This is a genomic window from Rhizobium sp. AN80A, from assembly GCF_030053015.1.
Taxonomy (GTDB): Bacteria; Pseudomonadota; Alphaproteobacteria; order Rhizobiales; family Rhizobiaceae; genus Rhizobium; species Rhizobium metallidurans.
The window spans coordinates 45,139-67,903 of record NZ_JASJPX010000002.1; the positions used below are offsets into that span (position 1 = coordinate 45,139).

General features: G+C 59.5%; 18 protein-coding genes and 4 pseudogenes. 16 read left to right on the plus strand and 6 right to left on the minus strand.

What is annotated here, in order from left to right; translation table 11 throughout:
* The first annotated feature begins 12 nt into the window (after positions 1 to 12).
* The 10 genes and pseudogenes from P3R82_RS06590 to ehuA all read left to right on the plus strand — a co-directional run bounded on the left by P3R82_RS06590 (position 13) and on the right by ehuA (position 10,428).
* Positions 13 to 1,414 (plus strand): annotated as a pseudogene (locus tag P3R82_RS06590) (aspartate aminotransferase family protein).
* 155 nt (positions 1,415 to 1,569) lie between these two features.
* Positions 1,570 to 3,018, plus strand: coding sequence for a PLP-dependent aminotransferase family protein (locus P3R82_RS06595; RefSeq protein ID WP_112436330.1), 1,449 nt, complete (start codon positions 1,570 to 1,572; stop codon positions 3,016 to 3,018).
* 69 nt (positions 3,019 to 3,087) lie between these two features.
* Positions 3,088 to 4,101: a hydroxyectoine utilization dehydratase EutB gene (eutB, locus tag P3R82_RS06600; RefSeq protein WP_283193540.1), complete on the plus strand. Its 1,014-nt coding sequence runs from the start codon at positions 3,088 to 3,090 to the stop codon at positions 4,099 to 4,101.
* A complete protein-coding gene (eutC, locus tag P3R82_RS06605) occupies positions 4,098 to 5,111 on the plus strand; it encodes an ectoine utilization protein EutC (protein WP_111564783.1) in 1,014 nt (337 codons plus the stop codon). Before eutB ends, eutC begins: the two co-directional genes overlap by 4 nt.
* Complete coding sequence (gene doeA / locus P3R82_RS06610; protein WP_283193541.1) at positions 5,108 to 6,286, plus strand: ectoine hydrolase DoeA; 1,179 nt, start codon at positions 5,108 to 5,110, stop codon at positions 6,284 to 6,286. The genes eutC and doeA overlap by 4 nt, the downstream gene beginning before the upstream one ends.
* Positions 6,287 to 6,290: 4 nt before the next feature.
* Positions 6,291 to 7,307 (plus strand): N(2)-acetyl-L-2,4-diaminobutanoate deacetylase DoeB, encoded by a 1,017-nt coding sequence (doeB, locus tag P3R82_RS06615; protein ID WP_283193542.1) that lies wholly within the window; start codon positions 6,291 to 6,293, stop codon positions 7,305 to 7,307.
* Between the two features lie 61 nt (positions 7,308 to 7,368).
* On the plus strand, positions 7,369 to 8,220 hold the full coding sequence (gene ehuB, locus P3R82_RS06620; protein WP_112436327.1) for an ectoine/hydroxyectoine ABC transporter substrate-binding protein EhuB: 852 nt from the start codon (positions 7,369 to 7,371) through the stop codon (positions 8,218 to 8,220).
* A 61-nt stretch (positions 8,221 to 8,281) separates the two neighbouring features.
* A complete protein-coding gene (gene ehuC / locus P3R82_RS06625) occupies positions 8,282 to 8,947 on the plus strand; it encodes an ectoine/hydroxyectoine ABC transporter permease subunit EhuC (RefSeq protein WP_283193543.1) in 666 nt (221 codons plus the stop codon).
* Positions 8,948 to 8,959: 12 nt separating this feature from the next.
* Positions 8,960 to 9,652 (plus strand): ectoine/hydroxyectoine ABC transporter permease subunit EhuD, encoded by a 693-nt coding sequence (gene ehuD, locus P3R82_RS06630; RefSeq protein WP_283193544.1) that lies wholly within the window; start codon positions 8,960 to 8,962, stop codon positions 9,650 to 9,652.
* Positions 9,649 to 10,428, plus strand: coding sequence for an ectoine/hydroxyectoine ABC transporter ATP-binding protein EhuA (gene ehuA / locus P3R82_RS06635; RefSeq protein WP_111564788.1), 780 nt, complete (start codon positions 9,649 to 9,651; stop codon positions 10,426 to 10,428). The genes ehuD and ehuA overlap by 4 nt, the downstream gene beginning before the upstream one ends.
* Before the next feature lie 256 nt (positions 10,429 to 10,684).
* Here the strand turns inward: ehuA and P3R82_RS06640 are convergent, their stop codons facing one another.
* The 5 genes from P3R82_RS06640 to P3R82_RS06660 all read right to left on the minus strand — a co-directional run bounded on the left by P3R82_RS06640 (position 10,685) and on the right by P3R82_RS06660 (position 15,308).
* On the minus strand, positions 10,685 to 11,062 hold the full coding sequence (locus P3R82_RS06640) for a zinc-binding dehydrogenase (protein WP_210208068.1): 378 nt from the start codon (positions 11,060 to 11,062) through the stop codon (positions 10,685 to 10,687).
* Positions 11,063 to 12,287: 1,225 nt separating this feature from the next.
* Positions 12,288 to 12,809, minus strand: coding sequence for a hypothetical protein (locus P3R82_RS06645; RefSeq protein WP_283193545.1), 522 nt, complete (start codon positions 12,807 to 12,809; stop codon positions 12,288 to 12,290).
* Positions 12,745 to 13,062, minus strand: a complete 318-nt coding sequence (locus tag P3R82_RS06650) for a hypothetical protein (RefSeq protein WP_283193546.1) — start codon at positions 13,060 to 13,062, stop codon at positions 12,745 to 12,747. Before P3R82_RS06650 ends, P3R82_RS06645 begins: the two co-directional genes overlap by 65 nt.
* A 219-nt stretch (positions 13,063 to 13,281) precedes the next feature.
* Positions 13,282 to 14,646, minus strand: coding sequence for a HAMP domain-containing sensor histidine kinase (locus P3R82_RS06655; RefSeq protein ID WP_283193547.1), 1,365 nt, complete (start codon positions 14,644 to 14,646; stop codon positions 13,282 to 13,284).
* Positions 14,643 to 15,308, minus strand: coding sequence for a response regulator transcription factor (locus P3R82_RS06660; protein ID WP_111564790.1), 666 nt, complete (start codon positions 15,306 to 15,308; stop codon positions 14,643 to 14,645). The genes P3R82_RS06655 and P3R82_RS06660 overlap by 4 nt, the downstream gene beginning before the upstream one ends.
* Before the next feature lie 136 nt (positions 15,309 to 15,444).
* Here P3R82_RS06660 and P3R82_RS06665 point away from each other — a divergent pair, with 136 nt between their 5' ends.
* The 6 genes and pseudogenes from P3R82_RS06665 to P3R82_RS06690 form a co-directional block, all read left to right on the plus strand.
* Complete coding sequence (locus P3R82_RS06665; protein WP_112436322.1) at positions 15,445 to 15,945, plus strand: hypothetical protein; 501 nt, start codon at positions 15,445 to 15,447, stop codon at positions 15,943 to 15,945.
* A gap of 236 nt (positions 15,946 to 16,181) precedes the next feature.
* Positions 16,182 to 17,132: pseudogene (locus P3R82_RS06670) on the plus strand (efflux RND transporter permease subunit); the annotation flags it as partial.
* An 89-nt stretch (positions 17,133 to 17,221) separates the two neighbouring features.
* Positions 17,222 to 18,022, plus strand: a complete 801-nt coding sequence (locus tag P3R82_RS06675; protein ID WP_283193548.1) for an efflux RND transporter permease subunit — start codon at positions 17,222 to 17,224, stop codon at positions 18,020 to 18,022.
* Positions 18,023 to 18,042: 20 nt separating this feature from the next.
* The gene (locus tag P3R82_RS06680) at positions 18,043 to 19,290 is read left to right on the plus strand and encodes an arsenic transporter (protein ID WP_283193549.1); all 1,248 of its coding nucleotides are present in this window, start codon (positions 18,043 to 18,045) and stop codon (positions 19,288 to 19,290) included.
* A gap of 336 nt (positions 19,291 to 19,626) precedes the next feature.
* Positions 19,627 to 20,570 (plus strand): annotated as a pseudogene (locus P3R82_RS06685) (IS630 family transposase); the annotation flags it as partial.
* A gap of 6 nt (positions 20,571 to 20,576) precedes the next feature.
* Positions 20,577 to 20,687: pseudogene (locus P3R82_RS06690) on the plus strand (sugar-binding transcriptional regulator); the annotation flags it as partial.
* Between the two features lie 462 nt (positions 20,688 to 21,149).
* On the opposite strand, the gene P3R82_RS06695 reads toward P3R82_RS06690, so the two are convergent.
* Complete coding sequence (locus tag P3R82_RS06695; RefSeq protein WP_283193550.1) at positions 21,150 to 22,190, minus strand: fatty acid desaturase; 1,041 nt, start codon at positions 22,188 to 22,190, stop codon at positions 21,150 to 21,152.
* Positions 22,191 to 22,765: the final 575 nt, after the last annotated feature.

Consider the following 22,765-nt stretch of genomic DNA (forward strand, 5'->3'; position numbering starts at 1 on the left):
GGACCCGCCGTTATGACCACCAACGTTAACCAGATCGCCACGATGGACCGCAACTCGGTCCTGCATCCCTTCACGCAGCTCAAGGATTTCGCAAGCGGCAAGCTCGGCGATCCGACGATCGTCGAAACCGGCAAGGGCATCCGGATCCAGGATGCCAACGGCACGCAGCTGATCGACGGTTTCGCCGGCCTCTACTGCGTCAATGTCGGCTATGGCCGCACCGAGGTCGCCGAAGCCATCTCGCGCCAAGCCTATCGCCTCGCCTATTACCATACTTACGCCGCTCACACGACGGATCAGCTCGCGATCCTCTCCCATAGACTGGTGAGAATGGCGCCGGGCAAGATGAGCAAGGTGTTCTACGGCATGTCGGGTTCCGATGCCAACGAAACGCAGGCAAAGCTTGTCTGGTACTACAACAACCTGCGCGGTAAACCGAACAAGAAGAAGATCATCTCCCGCGAACGCGGCTATCACGGTTGCAGCGTGGTTTCCGGCTCGATGACCGGCATGAGTTTTTACCATGACCACATGGACCTACCGCGTGCGGGCATTCTCCACACCGGCGTGCCGCATCACTATTGGGGCGCGGAAGCCGGCGAGACGGAAATCGAATTTTCCAAGCGCCGTGCCGATGAGCTCGAAGCCTTGATCCTGCGCGAAGATCCCGACACGATCGGTGCCTTCATCGCCGAGCCGGTGCTTGGCACCGGCGGCATCACTCCCCGCCGCAGGGCTATTGGGACGAAGTGCAGAAGGTCCTGCGGAGATACGATATCCTGCTGATCGCAGACGAAGTCATCACCGGTTTTGGGCGAACCGGGTCAATGTTCGGATCGCAGCACTACGGTATCGAACCCGATCTGATCACCATCGCCAAAGGCCTCACCTCGGCCTACTTCCCGCTATCGGGGGCCATCGTCGGCGAGAAGGTCTACAAGGTGATGGAAGAAGGGGCCGACCGCGTCGGCGCTTTCTCGCATGGTTACACCTATTCCGGCCATCCGATTGGCGCAGCAGCGGCCAATGCCGTTCTCGACATCGTGGAGAAAGAGGATCTACCGGGCAATGCGCGCACGGTCGGCACCTATTTCCAAGCGCAACTAAAGGCCAGATTCGCTCAACTTCCGATTGTCGGTGAAGTCCGCGGTGTCGGCTTGATGGGGGCCATCGAATTTGTGGCCGACCGGGAAAAGAAAATACGTTTTGCACCCGGCCTTACTGTTGGCGCGCGATCTCGAAGGCCGCGCGCAGTCGCGGGCTCATTGCTCGTGCCATGCCGCATGGCGACATCTTGGGTTTCGCACCACCGCTTGTCACGACCAAAGAAGAAGTCGATGAGATCGTTGCCATCGCCGAATCCGCCGTCCGCTCCGTCATGGACGAATTGGTTCGCGCAGGCGAGACGATCTGAGGAAAGCATGATTGCCGGCGAGACGAACTTCGCCCGGCAACAGCGTCTTTGGATTATTCCCGAGGCAATGGCGGCTCGCGATGCATAAGGCTTCAACTTTCGAGAGGAAGCATGCATAATGTCATGAAATTATCGCCTCAAAAACGAGACAATTCATGCGCCGCCAAGCCAATCCCTTCGCTACCGATCCGACTCCCGCGACAAAACCGGTTATCTGGCGGCCGAGCGTGGCGAAGCAGAAGGGCGAGACGAAGCACGCGGCTCTGACCGAACGGATCATCGCCGATATCGATTCCGGCATTCTCAAACCAATGGATCGGATGCCGACGCATCGCGATCTGGCGCGCGAACTCGGCCTTTCCGTGCAGACTGTCAGCCTCTCTTACAAGGAGGCGGAAAGGCTCGGCTATCTCAGCGGCGAGATCGGCCGCGGGACCTTCGTCAAGGCGCGCGTGACGGACCGCGCGGGCCGGATGATGCTCGACCACAGCCAGAACGAGATACTCGACCTTTCAATCATCCGCGCCGTCTATCTCGATGCGCATGAGGACGCTTCGCGCGAGATTTTTCGCGAGCTTGCCGAGAGCGATATCGCGAGCTTCATGCGCCCTTGCCGGCCGATCGCTGGGCTCGACCGGCATCGCGAAACCGCACGGCTCTGGCTGCAGCCGATGGGTGTCAGCGCCGGCGTCGAGCGCATTATCGTGACAAACGGGGCGGCGCACAGCATCTTTCTCGCACTGAGCTGCGTCATCCGCTCCGGCGATGTCGTGCTGTGCGAAAACCTCACCGATCACGGCATCATAGGGCTCTCCAATATCCTCGGCTTCAGCCTAAAAGGATTGCCGACCGATGCCGAGGGTATTTTGCCCGACGCGCTGGAAGCCGCCTGCGCCGTGGGAAGCGTGAGGGCGCTGGTGCTCATTCCCACGCTCAACAACCCGACCAGCCATGTCGCCGGTACCGAGCGCCGGCGCGCGATCGCCGAGATCGCGCAACGATACAGCATCTTCGTCATCGAGGATGAGGTTTACAGACCGATGATGGAGGAGGATCTGCCCTCGATCACCGAGCTGCTGCCCGATCTCGGTTTCTTCGCCACAAGCTTCACCAAGACGGTGCTGACCGGCCTGCGGGTCGGCTACCTCGTCGTCCCGCCGGCCTATTCCATCCGCGCCGCCTCAATCCTGCGTGTATCCAGCTGGAGCGGCACTTATCTGACCGCCGAGATCGCCACGCGCTGGGTCGAGAATGGCACGGCGCAGGAATTGCTGGCGATACAGCGCGATGAGGCGCGCGCGCGCCAAGGCATCGCCGCCGAGATCCTCGGCGACCATTTCGCCTCCAGCCACCCGCTTTCGCTCTGCGCCTGGCTGAAAGTGCCGCAGCACTGGACCGAAGACGGCCTAGTGCGCTCGCTAGCCAACCAGAATGTCGCGGTCACGCCGTCGGAGCCTTTCATCGCCGGCCCCGGCCATGGCGGCGGCATCCGAATTTGTCTCGGCGGGCGAATGAGCCACACGACCCTCCGGAAAGCGCTAACAACGGTGCGCCGGGCCTTCGAGCAATTACCGCCCGTCTACGACGTCGGTTCCATCGGGTGATGTCCGGTTCAGTACAATCATTGAATCATTACAATATAATAATTGACATGATTTTACTTCGCTCTCAACATGACAATCATGAAGAGCGAGCCTAGATCAGTAGAGAACGAGACGCTGCCAGTCAGCCTGGCTGAGATCTCGCGCGCTGCCGATCGCATCCGTGGCCGAGTGACACGCACGCCACTTGTTCACTCCGCTTCTCTCTCCAGGCGGGCTCGCCAGCCCGTTCATCTGAAGCTCGAGACCCACCAGTCGATCGGCGCCTTTAAGCTGCGCGGCGCGACGAATGCCGTTCTCGCGCTCAACCCTGCGGCCCGCGCGCGCGGCCTTGTCACCGCTTCGACCGGCAATCACGGCCGCGCCGTCGCCTATGCGGCACGCGCGCTCGGTATCCCCGCAACAGTCTGCATGTCATCGCTGGTGCCGGCCAACAAGGTCGATGCCATCAGGGCGCTCGGCGCCGAAATCCTTATCGTCGGCGTGTCGCAGGATGATGCGCAAGATGAGGTCGAGCGGCTGGTCGAAAGCCGCGGCCTGACGCCGATCCCGCCGTTTGATCATGCTGATGTCGTTGCTGGTCAGGGCACGATCGGCCTCGAAATCGTCGAGGACCTGCCCGATCTCGCAACCGTGCTTATCCCCCTTTCCGGCGGCGGATTGGCGGGCGGCATCGCAGTCGCGGTCAAAGCGCTTAAGCCGCGGGCGCGGATCATCGGTATATCGATGGAACGTGGCGCGGCGATGCACGCATCAATCGCCGCCAGCAGGCCCGTTGCGGTGCGCGAGGAGGAAACGCTGGCGGATTCGCTTGGTGGCGGCATCGGCCTTTCGAACCGGGTGACCTTCCCGCTCTGCCGCGATCTGCTCGACGACATCGTCCTGCTGACCGAAGACGAGATCGCCGCAGGCATTCGCCACGCTTCGCGCGAAGAGGGCGAGATCGTCGAGGGCGCCGGAGCGGTCGGCATTGCCGCCATTCTCGCAGGCAAAGTGGAACTCACCGGCCCCACTGTCGTCGTCCTCTCGGGTAGCAATATCGACGCCAGGGTTCACCGGGATATCATCGAGGGAGGTGCTACATGAGCCGCATTCGCATCCTGACGGAACGGGACCTGCGCGCCGTCGTCAGCCTTGATATCTCGGCCATCAACTACATCGAGCAGGCCTTCCTGGCGCTCGCGACGCAGCCGGTCGCGATGCCGCCGATCCTGCGGCTCGACATTCCCGAATTCCGTGGTGAAGTCGACGTCAAGATGGCCTATGTGCCGGGTTTTGATTGCTTCGCGATCAAGGTCAGCCCCGGTTTCTTCGACAACCCCAAGCTCGGTCTGCCGAGCCTCAACGGGTTGATGATCCTGTTCAGCGTTAACACGGGCTTGGTTGAAGCCCTGCTTCTCGACAACGGTTACCTCACTGACGTGCGCACCGCCGCAGCCGGTGCGGTCGCCGCCCGGCATCTGTCGCGCGAGGACGCCTCAGTCGCCACGATCTTTGGTGCCGGCATGCAGGCCCGGCTGCAGCTCCAGGCGCTGATGCTGGTGCGCCCGATCAAATCAGCGCGCATCTGGGCGCGTGATCAAGCCAAGGCGGCGAAGCTCGCGGCCGAATGCGCGAGGCAATTCGGCATCGCCGTTGCCGCCCTCCCCGATCCGCGCGAGGCGACACGCGGCAGCGACATCGTCGTCACCACCACACCGACCGAAAAGCCCATCCTGATGGCCGATTGGCTGGAACCCGGCCAGCATCTGACGGCGATGGGTTCGGATTCCGAACACAAGAACGAGATTGATCCCGCCGTCTTCGTCCGCGCCACCTACATTGCCGACCGCCTGTCGCAGACCCGCATCGTTGGCGAGTTGCACCACGCGATCGAGGCGGGCTCCGCGACGCCACAACAGCAATTCGCCGAGCTCGGTGCGGTTATCGCCGGCACGGCGAAGGGCCGCGTCAGCGCCGGGGACATAACCTTTGCCGACCTGACCGGGACCGGCGTTCAGGACACCGCGATCGCCAATCTGGCCGTAAGTCGTGCAGCAGCGGCGGGCAGCGGTCAGGTAATCGAGAACAAGAGAGAAATGGGAGATGCCGCATGAGCGTGACGCTGAACTTTACGCGTGAGGAATATGCCGAGCGACTGTCCAAAACTCGTCACGCCATGGAAAAGGCCGGGATCGATCTGCTCGTCGTCACCGACCCGTCCAACATGCACTGGCTCACCGGCTACGATGGCTGGTCCTTCTATGTGCATCAATGCGTGCTGGTGCCGCCATCCGGCGAGCCGATCTGGTATGGCCGCAAGCAGGATGCCAACGGCGCCAGGCGCACCGCTTACCTGAACCACGACAATATCATCGGCTACCCGGACAACTATGTGCAATCGACCGAGCGACACCCGATGGATTTGCTCTCGCGGATCTTCGACGAGCACAAATGGTCGGGCCTCACTTTCGGCGTCGAGATGGACAACTACTACTTCTCGGCGGCAGCCTACGCCTCGCTGCAGAAGAACCTGCCGAATGCCCGCTTCAAGGACGCAGCCGGCCTCGTGAACTGGCAGCGTGCTGTCAAGAGCCCGACCGAACTCGACTATATGCGCAAGGCCGGCAGGATCGTCGAACTGATGCACAAGCGCATCGTCGATGTCGTCGAACCCGGCATGCGCAAATGCGATCTCGTCGCCGAGATCTATGACGCGGGCATCAGGGGAACGCCGGATTTCGGCGGCGACTATCCGGCAATCGTGCCGCTTCTTCCGTCGGGCGCCGATGCTTCCGCGCCCCACCTCACCTGGGACGACAAACCGATGCGCATCGGCGAGGGCACGTTCTTCGAGATCGCCGGCGCCTACAAGCGTTATCACTGCCCGCTGTCGCGCACCGTCTTTCTCGGCAAGCCGACGAAGGCCTTTCTCGATGCCGAAAAGGCGACCCTCGAAGGCATGGAAGCCGGTCTTGCCGCGGCCAAACCGGGCAACAGGTGCGAGGACATCGCAAACGCCTTCTTTGCGGCGCTTAAGAAATACGGGATCATCAAGGACAACCGCACCGGTTACCCGATCGGGCTCTCCTATCCACCGGACTGGGGCGAGCGCACCATGAGCCTGCGCCCCGGCGACCGGACGGAACTGAAGACCGGCATGACCTTCCACTTCATGACCGGTCTCTGGCTTGAGGATATGGGGCTGGAGATCACCGAGAGCATCGCGATCACAGAAACCGGCGTCGAATGCCTGTCGAATGTGCCTCGACAGCTTTTCGTGAAGGGGTGATGCAATGCTGACCAGCGCCGCGCTCCGTCCCTCGCCGATCAACCCTTCCGTCGATTTCGACGCCAAGGGTGTGCAGCACGGACATCTGCGCCTGCCCTATAGCCGCGATGACAGCGCCTGGGGCTCGGTGATGATCCCGATATGCGTCATTGCCAATGGCGAAGGCCCGACCGCGCTCCTGACCGGGGCCAATCACGGCGACGAGTATGAGGGGCCGGCGGCACTCTTCGAACTGGCACAGACGCTTGATCCCGCCGAGATTAACGGACGCGTCATCATCGTCCCGGCGCTCAATTATCCCGCGTTTCGTGCTGGAACCCGGACCTCGCCGATCGATCGGGGAAACCTGAACCGCAGCTTTCCGGGCTGTCCGGATGGCACGGTGACGGAGAAGATCGCCGACTACGTCACGCGCCATGTGATACCACTCGCCGATATCGTGCTCGACTTCCATTCCGGCGGCAGGACACTGGATTTCCTGCCCTATGCAGCGGCCCACGAGCTACCGGACAAAGACCAGGAAGCGCGCTGCTTCGACGCCGTCGCCGCCTTCGCGGCACCGTTTTCGATGAAGATGCTGGAGATCGATGCTGTCGGCATGCTCGATACGACCGTCGAGGAAATGGGCAAGGTCTTCGTCACCACCGAACTTGGCGGTGCCGGGACGGCCACGGCGCGGTCGATCGAGATTGCCCGCAAGGGCAGCCTCAACTTGCTGCGGCATGCCGGGATTCTTTCGGGTGAACCGAATGCCGCGCCCACTCGTTGGTTGGATATGCCATCGAGCGACTGCTTCACCTTTGCCCAGGATGAGGGACTGATCGCCTTCGCCGCCGATCTCGGCGACCCGGTCAGGAGAGGCGAGGTCATCGCCCGCGTCTACCCTGTCGGCAAAACCGGCATTGCGCCAATCGAGTACCGCGCCGCGATGGATGGCGTGCTCGCGGCTCGCCACGTACCCGGCCTGATCAAGGCCGGCGACTGCCTTTCCGTGATCGCGACGTTCACGGAGGAGACCTAACCGAAGAGACCCCGCGAGATCCGAAAACGGACAGCAAAACCCTAACCAGAGGAGAATTCGCATGCCAATCAAGACAATCGCCGGCCTTTCCGCCCTTGCACTGATGATGGGCGTAACGTCTGCCAGCGCACTGACACTCGAGGAGGTCAAGCAGCAGGGTTACATCCGCGCCGCGACCGCCAATGAAGTGCCCTATTCCTACATGCAGCCCGACGGCACCTCTGCCGGCATCGGTCCCGATGTCGCTAGCGCGGTGCTGAAATCCATGGGGATCGAGGAGATCAACTGGACGGTGACGCCGTTCGGCACGCTGATCCCAGGCCTCAAGGCAAAGCGTTTCGACTTTGCCGCGGCCGAGCAGAACATCTCGCCGGAGCGCTGCAAGCAGGTCGCCTTCACGGAGCCGAACTCGTCCTATGGCGAAGGCCTGCTCGTTAAGAAGGGCAATCCGAAGGGCTTGAAGACCTATGCCGACATCGCCAAGGACCAGTCGCTGACGGTGGCCGTAGTCTCCGGTGCCAACAATGTCGACTTCCTGCGCGCCGTCGGTGTCAAGGATGAGCAGATCGTCTTCATTCCGGCCAATGCCGATGCTATCCCGACCGTGCAGAGCCGCACCGACGCCTATGCCGCGACCGAATTGACTGTCGCGGCGCTCGCCAAGGGCCAGGCCCAGGTCGAGCAGGTCGCGCCGTTCACGGACCCGATCGTCAAGGATGCGCCGGTTCGCAATTATGGTGGCTTTGCCTTCCGCCCGGAAGACAAGGAACTGCGCGACGCCTTCAACGCCGCCCTCGTCAAGTTCCGCACGACGGATGAGTACAAGGCGATCCTCACCAAATACGGCCTGTCCGAACAGAGTATCGCTGCTGCCGCCGACAAGAAGGTCGATGACCTCTGCGCCGGCAAGTAACGGCAGAAGGCGCCCGATCCCATCGGTCGGGCGCCGCTCCTAACGATCAGGAGACTTCCGTATGAACTGGACAGCCTACCTGCCGATGCTCTGGCATGGCGCATTCATCACGATGACGATCACGCTGGCGTCCATTGCCGTCGGCGCGATGCTCGCTTTTATCTTCGGCATCCTGCGCGTCGAGGGAGGACCGATCCTCTCGGCTGTCGCGCTGTGTTACACAGAGGTGTTCCGCGGGACCTCGCTCTTCGTTCAGCTTTTCTGGTTTTACTACGCGCTGCCGCTCGTCGGCCTGAGCTTCGATCCGATCACCACCGGCATCTTGGTGCTGGCGGCCCACGCCGGCGGATATGGCGCCGAGATCGTGCGCGGGGCGCTGTCATCCGTTTCCGTGCAGCAGCTGGAGGCCGCCCGCGCCTTGAATTTCAGCCGCTTCCAGACGCTGTTTCGCATCTCGCTGCCGCAGGCGATCGTGGAGATGATGCCGGCCTTCGGCAATCTGGCGATCGAGACCCTCAAGCTCTCCTCGCTCGTGTCGCTGATATCGATTGCCGATCTCACTTTCGCGGCCCAGTCGATCCGCAACATCACGCTGGATAGCGCGAGCATCTATTCGATCACGCTCCTCTGCTACTTCGCCATGTCGCTGGTGCTGACGGTGGCGATCCGGCTGATCGAGCGTTTCGTGCGGCGAGGACATGCCTTCCCGCAGATGCCCCGTTCGTGAGGATATGACCACATGATGTATGGATACGAATGGGATACGACGACCTGGCTCACCTATACAAGCTCGATCCTGCCGATCATCCTGATCGGCTTGACCGTGACGTTGAAGGCAGCGGCGGCAGGCTTTGCCGTCGCGCTCGTGCTCGGCCTCGTCTTCGCGCTGCTACGCCGCAGCCGCGTGATCGCGTTCTCCTGGACCACCGCCTTCGTCGTTGAGTTCCTGCGCGACACGCCGCTTCTGGTGCAGCTGTTCTTTCTCTATTACGTGCTGCCCGACTTCGGCGTCGTGCTTCCGGCCTTCCTGACGGGCGCCATCGCCCTTGGCCTGCAATATGCCGCCTACACATCCGAGGTCTATCGCGGCGGCATCGAGGCCGTGGCCCGCGGCCAGTGGGAAGCGGCAACGGCGCTCAATCTGAGCCGCATGCAGGCCTACCGCGACATTATCATTCCGCAGGCCATCCCGCGGATCGTCCCCGCCATGGGCAATTATCTCGTCGCCATGATCAAGGAAACGCCGGTCCTTTCCGTTGTCACCGTCATGGAAATGATGGGCCTTGCCAACATGATCGGCGAACGCACCTTCGAATATCTCGTGCCGCTGACGCTTGTCGGCCTGATCTTCCTCCTCCTGACGCTGATCTGCTCGGCCGGTCTCCACCGACTGCAGAAAGCTCTTCCGAAAGCAGGAATCCCCTTGCGATGACTGAGAACAACAATCCGCCCATCATCGAATTTTCCAACGTCGCCAAGCGCTTCGGCCACCTGACAGTGCTCGACGACTTCAATTTCATTGTCCGGAAGGGCGAAAAGGTGACGCTGATCGGACCGTCCGGGTCGGGAAAATCGACCGTCCTGCGCATCCTGATGACGCTCGAACCGTTTCAGGATGGGAAGCTGACGTTACAGAACATGTCTTATCATGAACCGAATGGCAAAGGCCCTTTCAAGGCCACGGAAAGCCATCTGCGCCAGATCCGCAACCATGTTGGGATGGTGTTCCAGAGCTTCAACCTTTTCCCTCACATGACAGTCCTGCGCAATGTCGTCGAGGCGCCGCTGCGGGTGCTCGGTATTGCCCGCGCAGAAGCGGAGGCGCGCGCGCTACAACTTCTTGACATGGTGGGTCTTGCCGACAAGAAGGACTTTTATCCCTCGCAGCTCTCCGGCGGTCAGCAGCAGCGCGTGGCGATCGCCCGTGCGCTGGCGATGCGCCCGCGGGTGCTTCTCTTCGATGAGCCGACATCGGCGCTCGATCCGCAACTCGTTGGCGAAGTGCTCTCGGTGATCCGCAGCCTTGCCCATGAGCACGACCTAACGATGCTGCTCGTCACCCATGAAATGCGTTTTGCTCGGGAAGTTTCGGATCGGGTCTGCTTTTTCGACAAGGGCCGGATCTGCGAACAGGGAGCGCCCGAGGAGATATTCGGCGCGCCCCAAAGGGAGCGGACGCGCGAATTTCTGTCATCGGTTCTAGGATAACACGGAAACCCAACGGGCGGAGGGCAGAAGCGAATTTTCGGTATGACAACCTAACTTGTCTGCCTGACAATGTCCCGTTGAAGATGACTAGGTACCGCGCAGCCCAAGGCAATTATCAGACGTCTGTGCACAGGCAGATGATGGCCGACGGTGGCGGGAGAACAGGTTCATGTAGGGCGGATCGTCTTGATGTGACGCTACAGTACGTGGGCAAAAATTTGGTTGCTTAGAGGATGGCGCGCGTAGCGTTGACGGTTCATAACCGGTACAGGTGAAGGCTGGCGTCGCCACGGCCGCTTTGCGCTTTCATTCGGTCGGTTGACTGGCACATGAGATGATCAAGAGCCGAGCGCATACTGGCACCTTCGGGAGCGCAAGCGCGGCGGTCAGACCTCCACGGCGCTTCCAATGTCAGGCGGTGCGCCCAGGGCTGAAGCACCACCTTTCCAGTGGTCTGGCGACCTACAAGCAGGCGGTGCGCTTCAGCGGCCCGCGACAATGGGAGTACCGTGCCGACCTGGATCTTGACCTGACCGCTCGCCACGAAGCCAATCAGTTCACCAATGGCCGCCATCAGCAAGTCAGCATTTGCCAGATCGGCACCAATGTAGAAGCCGACCACGCTATGGTTCATCGACGTAAGCCGCCAGGGGTCAACCAGCGCGGTCTTTCCACTGGACCGGCCGGAAAAATCTTGAGGCCGAACGATGCCATTACATCAAGTGCCTGGTTCAGGGTGTCTCCCTCCGCCGTCTCGAGACCGATGTCGACGCCTCGCCCATCGCTGATCAGGCGAACATCGTCAGCCTAGTCTGGCTTGGTGTAATCGACCGAGACATCCGCAACCAGTGCTTCGGCCTTCGCGCGCTTCTCCAATTTCCCTCGAGAAGGCCGTAACCGCAGCACCACGATCTTGCATCGCGACTAACTGATCAATCCGCTGCATGAATGCAGCGTATTGCCCCTGGAGGGCGACCATCAACCCACGCATCACCACGTCGAACGGGGCTTGCCACGTAACACGAAAGACATCATCGACAGCGTAAGATTGATGAAGGGCTCGTCCGTCGTGAGCTTCGCGTGTGCATCCGCAAGGGCTTTCCATGCGCGTGCAACGTCTCCGTCTGCTGCCAGGCCAAGACGCAGGACGATCTTTCCTTGTGGCTCAATCGCGGCCGTAATTGATTGATGACCTGCTGAACTACGACGTCTGCGTACCCCAGTTTTCAAGGCTAGCTTTGGCCTTTTCGAGCCTTTCACGTTCCCCTGCCGAAGCTGTAACAGCTACATCCATCGGAACTTCAAGGGTCTGCTGAATAATCGACTCCAACTCGCGCAACGCATGAGCGGCAATGGGGCTAGAAACGCGAAGAGGCGGCGCTCCTGCAGCCAGACGGCAAAAATCGACTAGCGATCCGAGGTTCGTTTGCCGAGAAGGCGCCTAATTAGAGCCGTCGTGTCTTGCTGCTCTGGTGCAAGATCAAAGGGCTGGTCAAGCTCGTTCATTTTTCGTTTCTGTGAATTGATAGGTGTTCGGCGCCAAAATGAATATGCGGCCAAACGAGAAAGCCGCCACCATCCAGTGGAAATCGAGCGGTTGTCTTCAGCCCTCGGAGACAAAGGGCTATCGGTGACCGCTTGGCGCCACGTCCTTTAGAAGGTAGCGATCAGAGCGAACAGCCGGCGGCAGAGATAGCCGACGTGAACATGGCTCGCGATGGGTTTTCGTGGCCGCAGAACGTACCACGCCGTCGGGAGGCATATCAGGGCAATCGCGCCAATGCCGCCCCATGCACCTTCATCGAGGCTGTCGCGGGCGTGGCCACGCACCTCCTCTCTCGGTCGCTGAAATAGCTCATCTAGCCGACAGCCTTCGGAAATCGCATAACGAGATCGGGGATGTCGCGCTGGCGGCGAATGCGATCATCGCGTGATGCTTCGTTTTCGCCCAGCGCGAATTTCGAGACTGCTACCGGGCCAGTTTTGAGATAGCCTTCAGTCTTCCCGTCCTCGGCGAGATGGCGTGCCATCAAGCCCAACACCTCACGAACGACCTCTTTGTTCTTGCCTTCAAGAGCCGCGCGAAACGCCGCTGCCGCCGCGTCAAGGCCGCCTTCGTAGTATGTCAGGCAGTAGATTAGATCATGAGCGTCCTTGCGTTCATCCCGCTGCTCCACTGTATAGGCCTTCAAACAGGTGAAGGCGACGAGGTCCGCGCGGTGAAGCGTACCGGTCGCAACTCCATTGTCGCCCATGAGCTCCGCAGTAATTTCCTTCGTCTCGTGGTGGTCGAGACGATGCCGGAGTGGGGTATATTCAGCGCCGAGACATTGCAATCTGTCGGCAACACCATGACCTTGCCGCCGACTTTTCAGGGTCATCGGCGAGCAGTTCGAGAATGACCTTGGTTTTCGCGTCAGCCTTGATCTCCCAGCGCCAGGAAACGGGTTTACCCGCGCTGTTAGTTCCGCGCTCGAAACCGAGCTTAAAATTATCTTCAAGCGTGTGATAGGCGTCGGTATCCGCTAGCATGTGGAGCTGTATGACGACATCGACATCGCCGGTACCTGCGTGTGCGAGAATCTCCGGCGGCTTCTTCTCGATCAGATAACGCGGCGTGAGCCCGCCAATCAAGAAGATCGAGTCACGCCATGGCCGAGGTCCCCGTATAAGCGTGACCAAGACGCGTTCACAGTCCTCCGATGGGAAGAATTCGGCGGTGACGGCTTGCTACGTTGACCCCACCATGACGTCCCCGCGTAAAACGTGGAGGTGATTGGCAGCGATGTTCTCATATAGAACCGGTCCCAAGCTCCTGGGTGCCTGTGAGATCAATGCCTAGCTTCCCGGAACTCAGCCCGGCGCTTTCGGTAGCGCGACGGTCGCCGACAGGCCTCCTCCGGACCGGGTCTTGAGCGTGACGCGGCCGCCATAAAGCTTCGAAACCTCATTGGCTATCGACAAGCCAAACCCGTCTCCCGGTACAGTCTCATCTAGGCGCACACCTGCCTTCCCAACTTCAGTGATGTCCTCCCTTTCGATGCCAGGACCATCATCCTCGATCACAATAGCAATCTCGCCGTTTTCGGCCTTGCCAAGGATCCAGACAGACGATCTCGCCCACTTGAATGCATTGTCAACAATTGCTCCAACGATCTCGTCAACGTCCTCCGGCGCACACGCAACGCTCAGAGTCTGCTCCACGTCGATCGTGGTCGCGAGCTTCCTGTCCACGTAGAGCTTTTGCATCATGGCTACGATATCATCGATATTCTGGCGGAGCTGAGTGGTGGGAGCCAAGCCCGCTGCCGACACTCCTGCTCTGGCTCTCCCCAGGTGGTGCTTGATCTGACGGTCGATCCGGTCCACCTGTAGCCGTGCCTCGCCAGTCGGGTCGGCGTTATCGTTCAGTGCGAGGTAGAGACTTGCTACAGGTGTCTTTAGGCCATGTGCCATGTTCGCGAACTGAAGCCTCGTCTCCGCGAGCCGCTTTTGGTTCTGATCGACCAAACGATTGATTTCCCCGACGAGTGGCCGCAGCTCTTCCGCCTGGGGCTGATCGAGCCCTCCTGCCTGGCCGGAGGAAACGTCGGCAACCTTCTCGGCCAGTGTTCTGAGCGGCGCGAGACCGTAACGCACCTGAAGCAGGATACCAGCGATAAGAAGACCTCCAAGGACAAACATCGCCGGAACGAGAAGCAACAGCGATCGCATAATTGGCCTCATAAGAGCCGAGCGCGGCGCGGTGGCAATGATCTCGACCTGCTCTCCGTCTGCGAACGACTGCGAGGTGAGGAAATGCAGCGCTTGCCCTCGGTTGCCCCGCCCGTCTCCAGCGCGTGGGGTTGCAGTCATCAGGCTCCGCCATTCGAATGGTTTAGGAGGGTTCGACAGGCTTGCTCCGGCAAGGGAACGAGATGTCACCCGCTTTCCAGCAGCAGTCACCTGCCAATACCACCCGGAGCCGGGGCGATCGAATGGAGGGCCGTCGAGATTGCCGTCGACGCCAAGCGAACCGTCTGCGCCGATCTTCATGGCGTTCCTGACAGCTTCGATTTGGACACTTAGCCGCTGGTCGACCTGATCCCTCACTACATTGGCAACGATCAGCCCAAGGACAGCGGACGCAACAACCAACGCTGCAGTGGCATAGACCAGGGAGAAGGCGATGAGACGCCCCGCGATCGTCGTTGGCTTTCGTATCCGCGACGAAATCATTTCGCGCCTGCCGTCAGCATGTAGCCACGTCCACGTTCCGTCTCGATCCTGTCGGTGCCAATCTTCCGTCGAAGCCGCGCAATGATGACTTCGATCGAGTTGGAATCAACCTCGGCGTCGCCCTCGTATACCCGTTCAATCAGTTCTCTCCGGTCAACGATGACCTCCTTGCGGAGCATCAGGCAAGAAAGCACCCTCCACTCGAACGCGGTCAGCTTCAACGGTAGTCCTGCGAGTTCGAATGTTCCGAGTTGGGCATCGAACGATAAGTCGCCGCAGGTGATGACGGACGCCGCATGGCCTGCCGAGCGTCGAACGAGCGCGCGCAGTCGAAGGACGAGTTCCTCGATCCGGAACGGCTTCGTCAGGAAATCGTCCGCCCCTGCCTTGAACGCCGCCACCTTGTCCGGCCAGCCGTCACGGGCTGTCAGCACGAGCACAGGGAGTGTACGCCCGGCATCGCGCCACGATTTCAAAACCGTGACCCCGTCAATCTTCGGAAGGCCAAGATCCAAGACGGACGCGTCGAATATTTCCGTGAGCCCGGCATGCTCTCCGTCTTCGCCGTTTCGGGCCACATCAACGACGAAGTTCTCCAATCGCAGGCTGGCTGCAATTCGGTGGGAAAGATCAGCATCATCCTCGACAAGAAGTATTCTCATAGGCACCCGAGTGTTCTGTGTGATCTGACTATGAACTAGGGCGCACTCGCTTAACTGAAACTGAACCGCGCCATTCAGTCTGTGTGTGGACCGACGGTCGTATCGTCAGCCTGTCGAAACCAACAGGAGACACGCGATGTCCATCGAAGACAACACTCCGGAAGCTCACCCCGACCACAAGCCCCGCCCCCGCAAACGGCCTACGAAACACTTTGCCGCGTTCGCCATCTCGGCTTTCGCCGTCCTGGCAGTCGGCGCGGCAGGCGGTGCAACAGCGATGAAACTTACCAGACCAAGCATCGAAATGGCGCCACTTGCCCCCGTCGTAATCACCAGCCTCAAAGATGGTCGCAGCATCGTAACGATCAAGGGCAATGTTGCAGAAGTCTATGGCAACAAGTTCATCGTGCAGGACGACAGCGGCCGAGCGCTGATCGAGACCGGATCTGCCGGGGATGATGGGAAGCTCGTCGCGGTCGGCGAACCCGTCAGCGTCCAGGGCAGGTTTGAAGACGGATTTGTACACGCGAGCTATATCGTGCATGGAGATGGGAAGACCGACGCGCTACGCCCCCCGCCCGGCCCTCGGCCGCATGGTGGCCCCATGGAAGAGGCCTTGCGTCATATGAAGCCGTAGTCGGCTCTCGTGCTCAGCACTGCCTTAATTAACAAGTTTGGGGGAGCCGGAGAGGACGTTTCTTTTAACGTGGTCTCCAGCTTCCACATTGAGGGCCGTTAGCCTGTCAATCGTTGTCTCTGGTAGGCCGTCGCCTTCCTACAGTCACATGGCGGGACCGAACGCTGACGCGCTCGATAAATTGCATCGGTGGCTCAGGTCTAAGGGAGTAGCGCGTATGATTGAAACTAAAGTCGATGGCGCGCGTTACTCGGCAACTTTCACGGAGAAGCGGGCATGATCAAGCATCTGGTTCAACCGCTTGCCGCGACGGGCAAGCTCACCTCTGCCCAGTCGGACGACTATTTCGCGAATTCGCTTTGACGCTGACGATTGCCATAATCATATCCGCGCTATTTTCGCTTGCGCTGACGCCGATGCTGGCCTCGAAATTCATTCGCCCGATCGAGCGATCGCAACAAGGATGGTTCTACCGCGCGGGCGAGCTGTTTTTCGAGAGACTGACGGCGGCCTATATCAGATCACTAATTCCCTTCATCCGTCATCGCCTGCTGACGCTTGCCTTGTTCATCGCCACCCTTGCCACGACAGCGTATCTATTTTTCATCGTTCCCAAGGGCTTTTTCCCCGAACAGGATACCGGTTTCATCGGCGGATTGTCTCAGGCTTCGCCCGACATTTCTTTTGCCGAAATGGCAAAGCTGGAGGAGCGCGTCAGCGCCATCATCATGAAAGATCCCGCGGTCTATTCGGTCTTCATGGATATCGGCGGCGGCAATGGTGGCAATGCTCTCAACCAGGGCCACGTCAACATTACTCTGAAACCGCTTGTAGAGCGCGATGCGAGCGCCAAGCAAGTCATTGACCGGCCTGGGACCGCGCTCAACGCCCAGCAGGGCATCACGCTCTTCATGCAATCCGCCCAGGATATCAATATCGGCGCGCGGCCGGCCAAGACCCAATACCAGTTCACCCTGCAGGACGGCGATATCGCCGAGCTTGGCGAATGGGCGTCGAAAATAACGAGCCGACTTCAAAGCCCCGAGGAATCGCACGACGTCGGCAGTGATCAGCAGGCGAAGGCGCCCAACCTCTCGATCAAAATCGATCGCGCGGCCGCCACCCTTTACGGCGTGCTTCCCTCAACGATCGACGACACGCTTTATGACGCCTTTGGGCAACGTCAGGTGGCGTCTTATTCGACCCAGACCGACACGTTCCGGGTCATCCTCGAGGTCCTTCCGAGCCTGCAGCGCGACATCGCGACATCGCGACATTGGACCGGCTCTCAGTTCGAGCAAGCAACGGCACGCCGGTACCGCTTTCCGTCGTCGCTAAATGGTCGACAGATGGCGCTTCACCCGTCTCCATCTCTCACCAGGATCAGTCCCCATCCGTCACGATCTCGTTCAATCTTGCTTCCAATGTCGCTCTGGGAGAGGCCACAAAGGCAATCGAAGCCGCCGTGGCCGAAATGCATCCGCCGGCCCCGTTACAGACGAGTTCTTCGGGAAGCGCCAAAGCATTCAAGGATTCCCTCGGAACCGTGCCGCTCCTGATCCTTGCATCACTCATCGTCGTCTACATCATTCTTGGCGTTCTCTATGAAAGCCTGATCCACTCGCTCACCATCCTCTCCACACTCCCATCCGCTGGTCTCGGAGCTTTGCTCGCTCTGAATGTGGCGGGGTTTGATTTTGGGCTGGTTGCGATGATTGGAGTCATTCTGCTGATCGGGATCGTCAAAAAGAATGGCATCATGCTCGTTGATTTTCCCATACAGTCCGAGCGGGATGGCTTTAGGAGTGAGGAGGCAATTGTCCAAGCGGCGGAAATGCGTTTTCGACCGATCCTCATGACCACGATGGCGGCCCTGCTTGGGGGGCTGCCGCTTGCCATTGGGCATGGAGCGGGATCTGAACTGAGGCAGCCGCTCGGATACGCAATTGTCGGCGGCCTGCTGGTCAGCCAATTGCTTACCCTTTATACGACCCCGATCATTTACCTCTTGCTTGACGGCCTCCGCCGAACGAACAAGCCCCACCCCGACCAGACCCCCGTCCAGAAAGCGGCCTGAAACTCGAGATCGGAAACAAGATGAACCCATCGGTCTATACGTTTGCAATCGCGGCCGCGACGGCAGCTGGTGTCGTCGTGCGCCCTTTCCGGCTTCCCGAGGCGATATGGGCTGTCGCAGGCGCAGGCTTGATCCTTGCGCTTGGAATTCTTACGCCTGACGAGCTTTGGACGGGCGTCACGAAGGGGACCGACGTCTATCTTTTCCTGATCGGGATGATGTTGCTCTCAGAACTTGCGCGCAAGGAAGGCCTGTTCGGTTGGGTTGCGGCTATCGCCACTTCTTGCGCGGACGGTTCTCCAAAAAAGCTGTTCTTCCTAGTTTATGGAGTTGGCATCATCGTCACAGCGCTGTTGTCTAATGACGCGACGGCGGTAGTGCTGACGCCCGCAGTGTACGCCGCCTGCCGTGCGGCCAAGGTCGACAACCCCCTCCCCTATCTACTGATCTGCGCGTTTATCGCCAACGCCGCAAGCTTCGTCTTGCCGATCTCGAATCCGGCGAACCTGGTTATTTTCGCCGGCGGCGAGATGCCATCGCTGGGTCGCTGGATGACAACGTTCCTTGCGCCTTCGATCGGAGCGATCATCACGACATTTGTGACCCTTTACCTTACCCAGCGTAAGGCGCTCTCTTGCGAGACGTTGGCCATCGACATTCCCCGCCCCGATCTTTCGCTACCGGCTCTCGTCGCCGGCGCAGGGCTGGTCATTACCGCCATCGTCCTTCTGGGGGCGTCCTGCGCCCATCTGGACTTGGGCATTCCCACCTTCATTGCCGGCACAATCACAACGCTGATTGTTCTTTCCGTTGTCCGGCAAAGTCCAATTCACATCATCCGTGAGATTAGTTGGAGTGTTATACCACTGGTCGCGGGTCTGTTTGTTGTCGTGGAGGCTATCAACCAGACAGGCGTAACAGCGATGCTCGCACAGACGTTACAAACCCTGAGTGCTCATTCCGAAACACGAGCAATTGCAGTCGCAGGGGTTAGCGTGGCGTTGTTATCGAATGTCGTCAACAACCTTCCCGCGGGGCTGTTCGCCGGTAGTGCCGTTGGCCTAGCGCACGTTTCCGATCGGGTGGCGGGCGCGGTTCTCATCGGAGTTGATCTCGGACCCAACCTTTCGGTAACGGGATCCCTTGCGACAATTTTGTGGCTGGCGGCTCTCAGACGCGAAGGGGTCCACGTGAGCGCGCTGTCATTCCTGAAAATCGGATGCTTCGTGATGGCGCCGGCTCTGATCGTCGCCTTGGCTCTACTCTAGCGAAGGTTTCGCGACACGTAACAACAGAGCCGGTTGCTTGAAGTTTTCTGCACGAATGCAGCATGTGACTACTCATGAGGTGGAGTGCGTAGCGCCGGGACAAGCCATCGCTTTCCTGGGAAGAAACCTTTCCAGCAGATTGAATGGAATCGAACCGCCGGCCCTTAACTGGCTTGATTAGCCCTCTCTTTTTTATGTCATTGCGCGACATAGGACTCTATTATGGAACTCACGGCTGGAGAAGGCTTAGCGTTTCCGCGTTTTTCTGAATCGAACGCGATTCAAATCAGTTTTCTTCTGATTCATTGATGCTGGCTGGATGGAGGCAAGCATCCAATGACCGCACCGATATCGAATGATCCTCGCGAGCGCGTTGTTGCCGCCGTAGTGAGTGGCGAAAGCGTTCGTTCAGTGGCGACGCGGTTTGAAATCGCCGCGTCTTCCGTCGTGAAATGGTCGCAGCGCCATCGTGCGACCGGATCGGTTCATCCCGGCAAGATGGGCGGCTACCGCAAGCGCATACTCGAACCACATCGCGATATCATTGTGCAACGGCTCGCCGAGAACCAGCACGTGACACTCCATGGCCCGAAGGCGGAGTTGTCCGAGCGGGGTATTTCCGTCTCGCACAATACGATTTGGGAATTCCTCCCCAGCGAAGGGCTGCGCTCCAAAAAAAAAGCGCTGTTCGCCCTTGAGTAGGCGCGTGCCGACGTCGCTCGCAGAAGACAGCGGTGGAAGGCCCTGCAAAATCATCTCGATCCCGAATGGCTGGTCTTCATTGACGAGACCTGGATCAAGACCAACATGTCGCCGATCAGGAGCTAGGGTCCAAAAGGCAAGCGACTGCGGCATTTGCACCGCATGGCCACTGGCGCACGCTGACATTCCTGGGCGCCTTGAGAAACGATCGGCTGACAGCACCCTGTGTCTTCGAAGGACCGATGAACGGCCAGTGCTTCCGCGCCTATGTCGAACAGCAGCTGGTGCCGGTGCTCAAGCCGGGCGACATCGTCGTAATGGACAATCTCGGCAGCCACAAGTCGGCAACCATCCGTCAGTTGATCAAAGCTGCCGGTGCGCGGCTCTGGTTCCTGCCGCCCTATTCGCCGGACCTCAATCCGATCGAACAGGCCTTCTCCAAGATCAAACACTGGATGAGAGACGCGCAAAAGCGCAACATCGACGGCACGTGGCGCCATATCGGCAGGCTGGTCGAAACCATCCAGCCCGCCGAATGCCAGAACTACCTAGAAAATGCAGGATATGGTTCCGTTAAATTCGGCCTCGCAGGGGGGCCGAAGAAGACGATTTGGATCGCTGGAGCACTTCGAGCCGGTGTCATCGATACGCTCATTACCGACAAGTTCACCGCTGCGAGATTGATCGAGCTCTGACGTGTTGCAAACATATATTCTGCACCGCACCTTTCAAGTCGGTAATGCCAAGCCGTTGACTTGACGCAAAATAGATCACCTCCCCGTTAGGTTACATCCACTGCCAGCCCAAGGAGGAGGACAATAGCCGGGTATTCTCTCACTTTTGATTGTTACTGAGACCTCTGAGCGCAAACAACAGTGTCACTATTGTGTTGGTTGGGAACGATACCCTCAAATCCAAGCAGACGACGTAAACGCGGATTTCGTCTGCACGAAATGACTGACGCCATCAGAGGTGCCCCTACAGATACATGTCCAGCCCGGCTAGAGGTGGTCGTCAAGAAGTTGGCACGACCAAGGTCTCGGCGCGCGGCACACGCGTGAACGTTGACGTGTTGGCTCCCGATGTGCGCCGCTTTCGCGCCGCCTGAAAATAGCGTGGTGAGGCGAATAAAATGGCCGACCGCATGCTGGAAACCGCTATTGATGCGCCAGCAGTTTCCGGGCTTCCCGGAAAGAAACAAGCCGGCCCCGCCGTTCATCCCACAGTGCCAGTCGGACGCACCCAATGCTTTCCCACAGCGTTATGCGGCCAATGTCCGCCAATTCAGGATGAGCGCGCAGTACCTCCGGAAGTCGGTAGTATGGAATACGACTAGCGAGATGATGAATATGGTGAACGCCAATATTCCCCGTCAGCCATCGAAGCACCAGCGGGAGGTCATAGTGCGAAGCGCCATGGAGAGCCGCTTTAGGAAATTGCCAGTCGTCGGCCTTTGACCAATGCGTTTCCTCAAACTGGTGTTGTACGTAAAACAGCCAAACGCCGGCAGCTCCCGCCAATAAAACAACAGGAAGATGCACCAACAGGAACGGCACCAGCCCCACGAACCATATTGTCAGTGCAGCGACGAGCGCGATCGCTAGATTGGTTGCCATCGTCGACACCCAAGGCAAGAATTCGGCTCTCATCATACCGATCGGCAGCCGTTGTTTTAGAAGGAACACCCAGACCGGGCCGATGCCGAACATGACAACAGGGTGCCTATAGAAGCGGTATCCAAGTCTCCTTGCCGGAGAGAGGGCGTGATATTCGTCGACCGTCAGGGTGGCGATGTCACCCACTCCCCGTTCGTCAAGATTGCCAGCAGAGGCATGGTGCTCGGCATGAGTTCGCCGCCAGTAGTCGTAGGGCGTGAGGGTCAGAACTCCAATTATGCGTCCCGTCCATGTGTCCAACCTTCTCCGCGCGAAGAACGAGCCGTGCCCGCAGTCGTGCTGGATCATAAAAAGCCGCAATAGGAAAGCTGCAGCAGGCAGAATGAGCAAGGCACCCAGCCACGAACCTTGCATGATGAAGATGCACGCTCCGGCCCAGAACGCAGCGAACGGTGCAGCCGTTACCACGAGCTCAAATACGCTGCGACCAAATCGCGGCTGCCGGTATTGCGCCAGAATCTTGATCCAAGCGCCGGTCGTGTCCCGGCTTGGTGATTTTGGTTCGTGGTTTTGAGAGTTCATTTGATCCGAGCTGTTTCTGAGCGCAGCGCGGGACTTCTGCTCCGCACCACGGTTTAATTGTTAGGTATCAGGCTCGACCAGCCCTACGCGCTGCCTCATCTACTACAGCGCGAGAAGCGAAACTATCCGTTTTTGTCTGTGAGCTTGCGCGTCGCCCGCTTTCCCGCGTCCGTGCCGCCGCTGCCAAAGCGATGGCGTCTGCGAAATTCGACAACAACACCTGGATCCACATGCTGACTTCGGTGTTCAGAAAAGCTGTTGTTTTACGAACGTTCAAGCAATCGCCTCTGTATAGTCGCGTCGATCATTGGTCTTGAGCGAACACATCGACATTGATGGGCGCGTAGCCACCGATATCGCACCACCTCGTATACTGTTCGGCCGTAAGACAGCCGCCTGTTGCTTGACGCACCGCTACCAATTCCGCGCTCCGTTAAGTCACTGGCGAGACGCGTCGGCCGCAGCGAGACGCGCGACGGCGGCAAGAACATCGATGAGAAGAAGCGCTCGCATGTCGGCACCCAACGGTCTTGGAACTATCTGGTCGCTTGGCGCGTTCAGAGCGTACAAATTGA

What these genes read in the sequence shown, in the direction of transcription:
- eutB (WP_283193540.1), top strand. Translation starts at nt 3,088, where the DNA reads ATGACAATCATGAAGAGCGAGCCTAGATCAGTAGAGAACGAGACGCTG.
- P3R82_RS06660 (WP_111564790.1), bottom strand. Translation starts at nt 15,308, where the DNA reads ATGAGAATACTTCTTGTCGAGGATGATGCTGATCTTTCCCACCGAATT.
- P3R82_RS06595 (WP_112436330.1), top strand. Translation starts at nt 1,570, where the DNA reads ATGCGCCGCCAAGCCAATCCCTTCGCTACCGATCCGACTCCCGCGACA.
- eutC (WP_111564783.1), top strand. Translation starts at nt 4,098, where the DNA reads ATGAGCCGCATTCGCATCCTGACGGAACGGGACCTGCGCGCCGTCGTC.
- doeA (WP_283193541.1), top strand. Translation starts at nt 5,108, where the DNA reads ATGAGCGTGACGCTGAACTTTACGCGTGAGGAATATGCCGAGCGACTG.
- ehuC (WP_283193543.1), top strand. Translation starts at nt 8,282, where the DNA reads ATGAACTGGACAGCCTACCTGCCGATGCTCTGGCATGGCGCATTCATC.
- P3R82_RS06645 (WP_283193545.1), bottom strand. Translation starts at nt 12,809, where the DNA reads ATGACCCTGAAAAGTCGGCGGCAAGGTCATGGTGTTGCCGACAGATTG.
- P3R82_RS06680 (WP_283193549.1), top strand. Translation starts at nt 18,043, where the DNA reads ATGAACCCATCGGTCTATACGTTTGCAATCGCGGCCGCGACGGCAGCT.
- doeB (WP_283193542.1), top strand. Translation starts at nt 6,291, where the DNA reads ATGCTGACCAGCGCCGCGCTCCGTCCCTCGCCGATCAACCCTTCCGTC.
- ehuB (WP_112436327.1), top strand. Translation starts at nt 7,369, where the DNA reads ATGCCAATCAAGACAATCGCCGGCCTTTCCGCCCTTGCACTGATGATG.
- ehuD (WP_283193544.1), top strand. Translation starts at nt 8,960, where the DNA reads ATGATGTATGGATACGAATGGGATACGACGACCTGGCTCACCTATACA.
- P3R82_RS06665 (WP_112436322.1), top strand. Translation starts at nt 15,445, where the DNA reads ATGTCCATCGAAGACAACACTCCGGAAGCTCACCCCGACCACAAGCCC.
- P3R82_RS06640 (WP_210208068.1), bottom strand. Translation starts at nt 11,062, where the DNA reads ATGAACCATAGCGTGGTCGGCTTCTACATTGGTGCCGATCTGGCAAAT.
- P3R82_RS06655 (WP_283193547.1), bottom strand. Translation starts at nt 14,646, where the DNA reads ATGATTTCGTCGCGGATACGAAAGCCAACGACGATCGCGGGGCGTCTC.
- ehuA (WP_111564788.1), top strand. Translation starts at nt 9,649, where the DNA reads ATGACTGAGAACAACAATCCGCCCATCATCGAATTTTCCAACGTCGCC.
- P3R82_RS06695 (WP_283193550.1), bottom strand. Translation starts at nt 22,190, where the DNA reads ATGAACTCTCAAAACCACGAACCAAAATCACCAAGCCGGGACACGACC.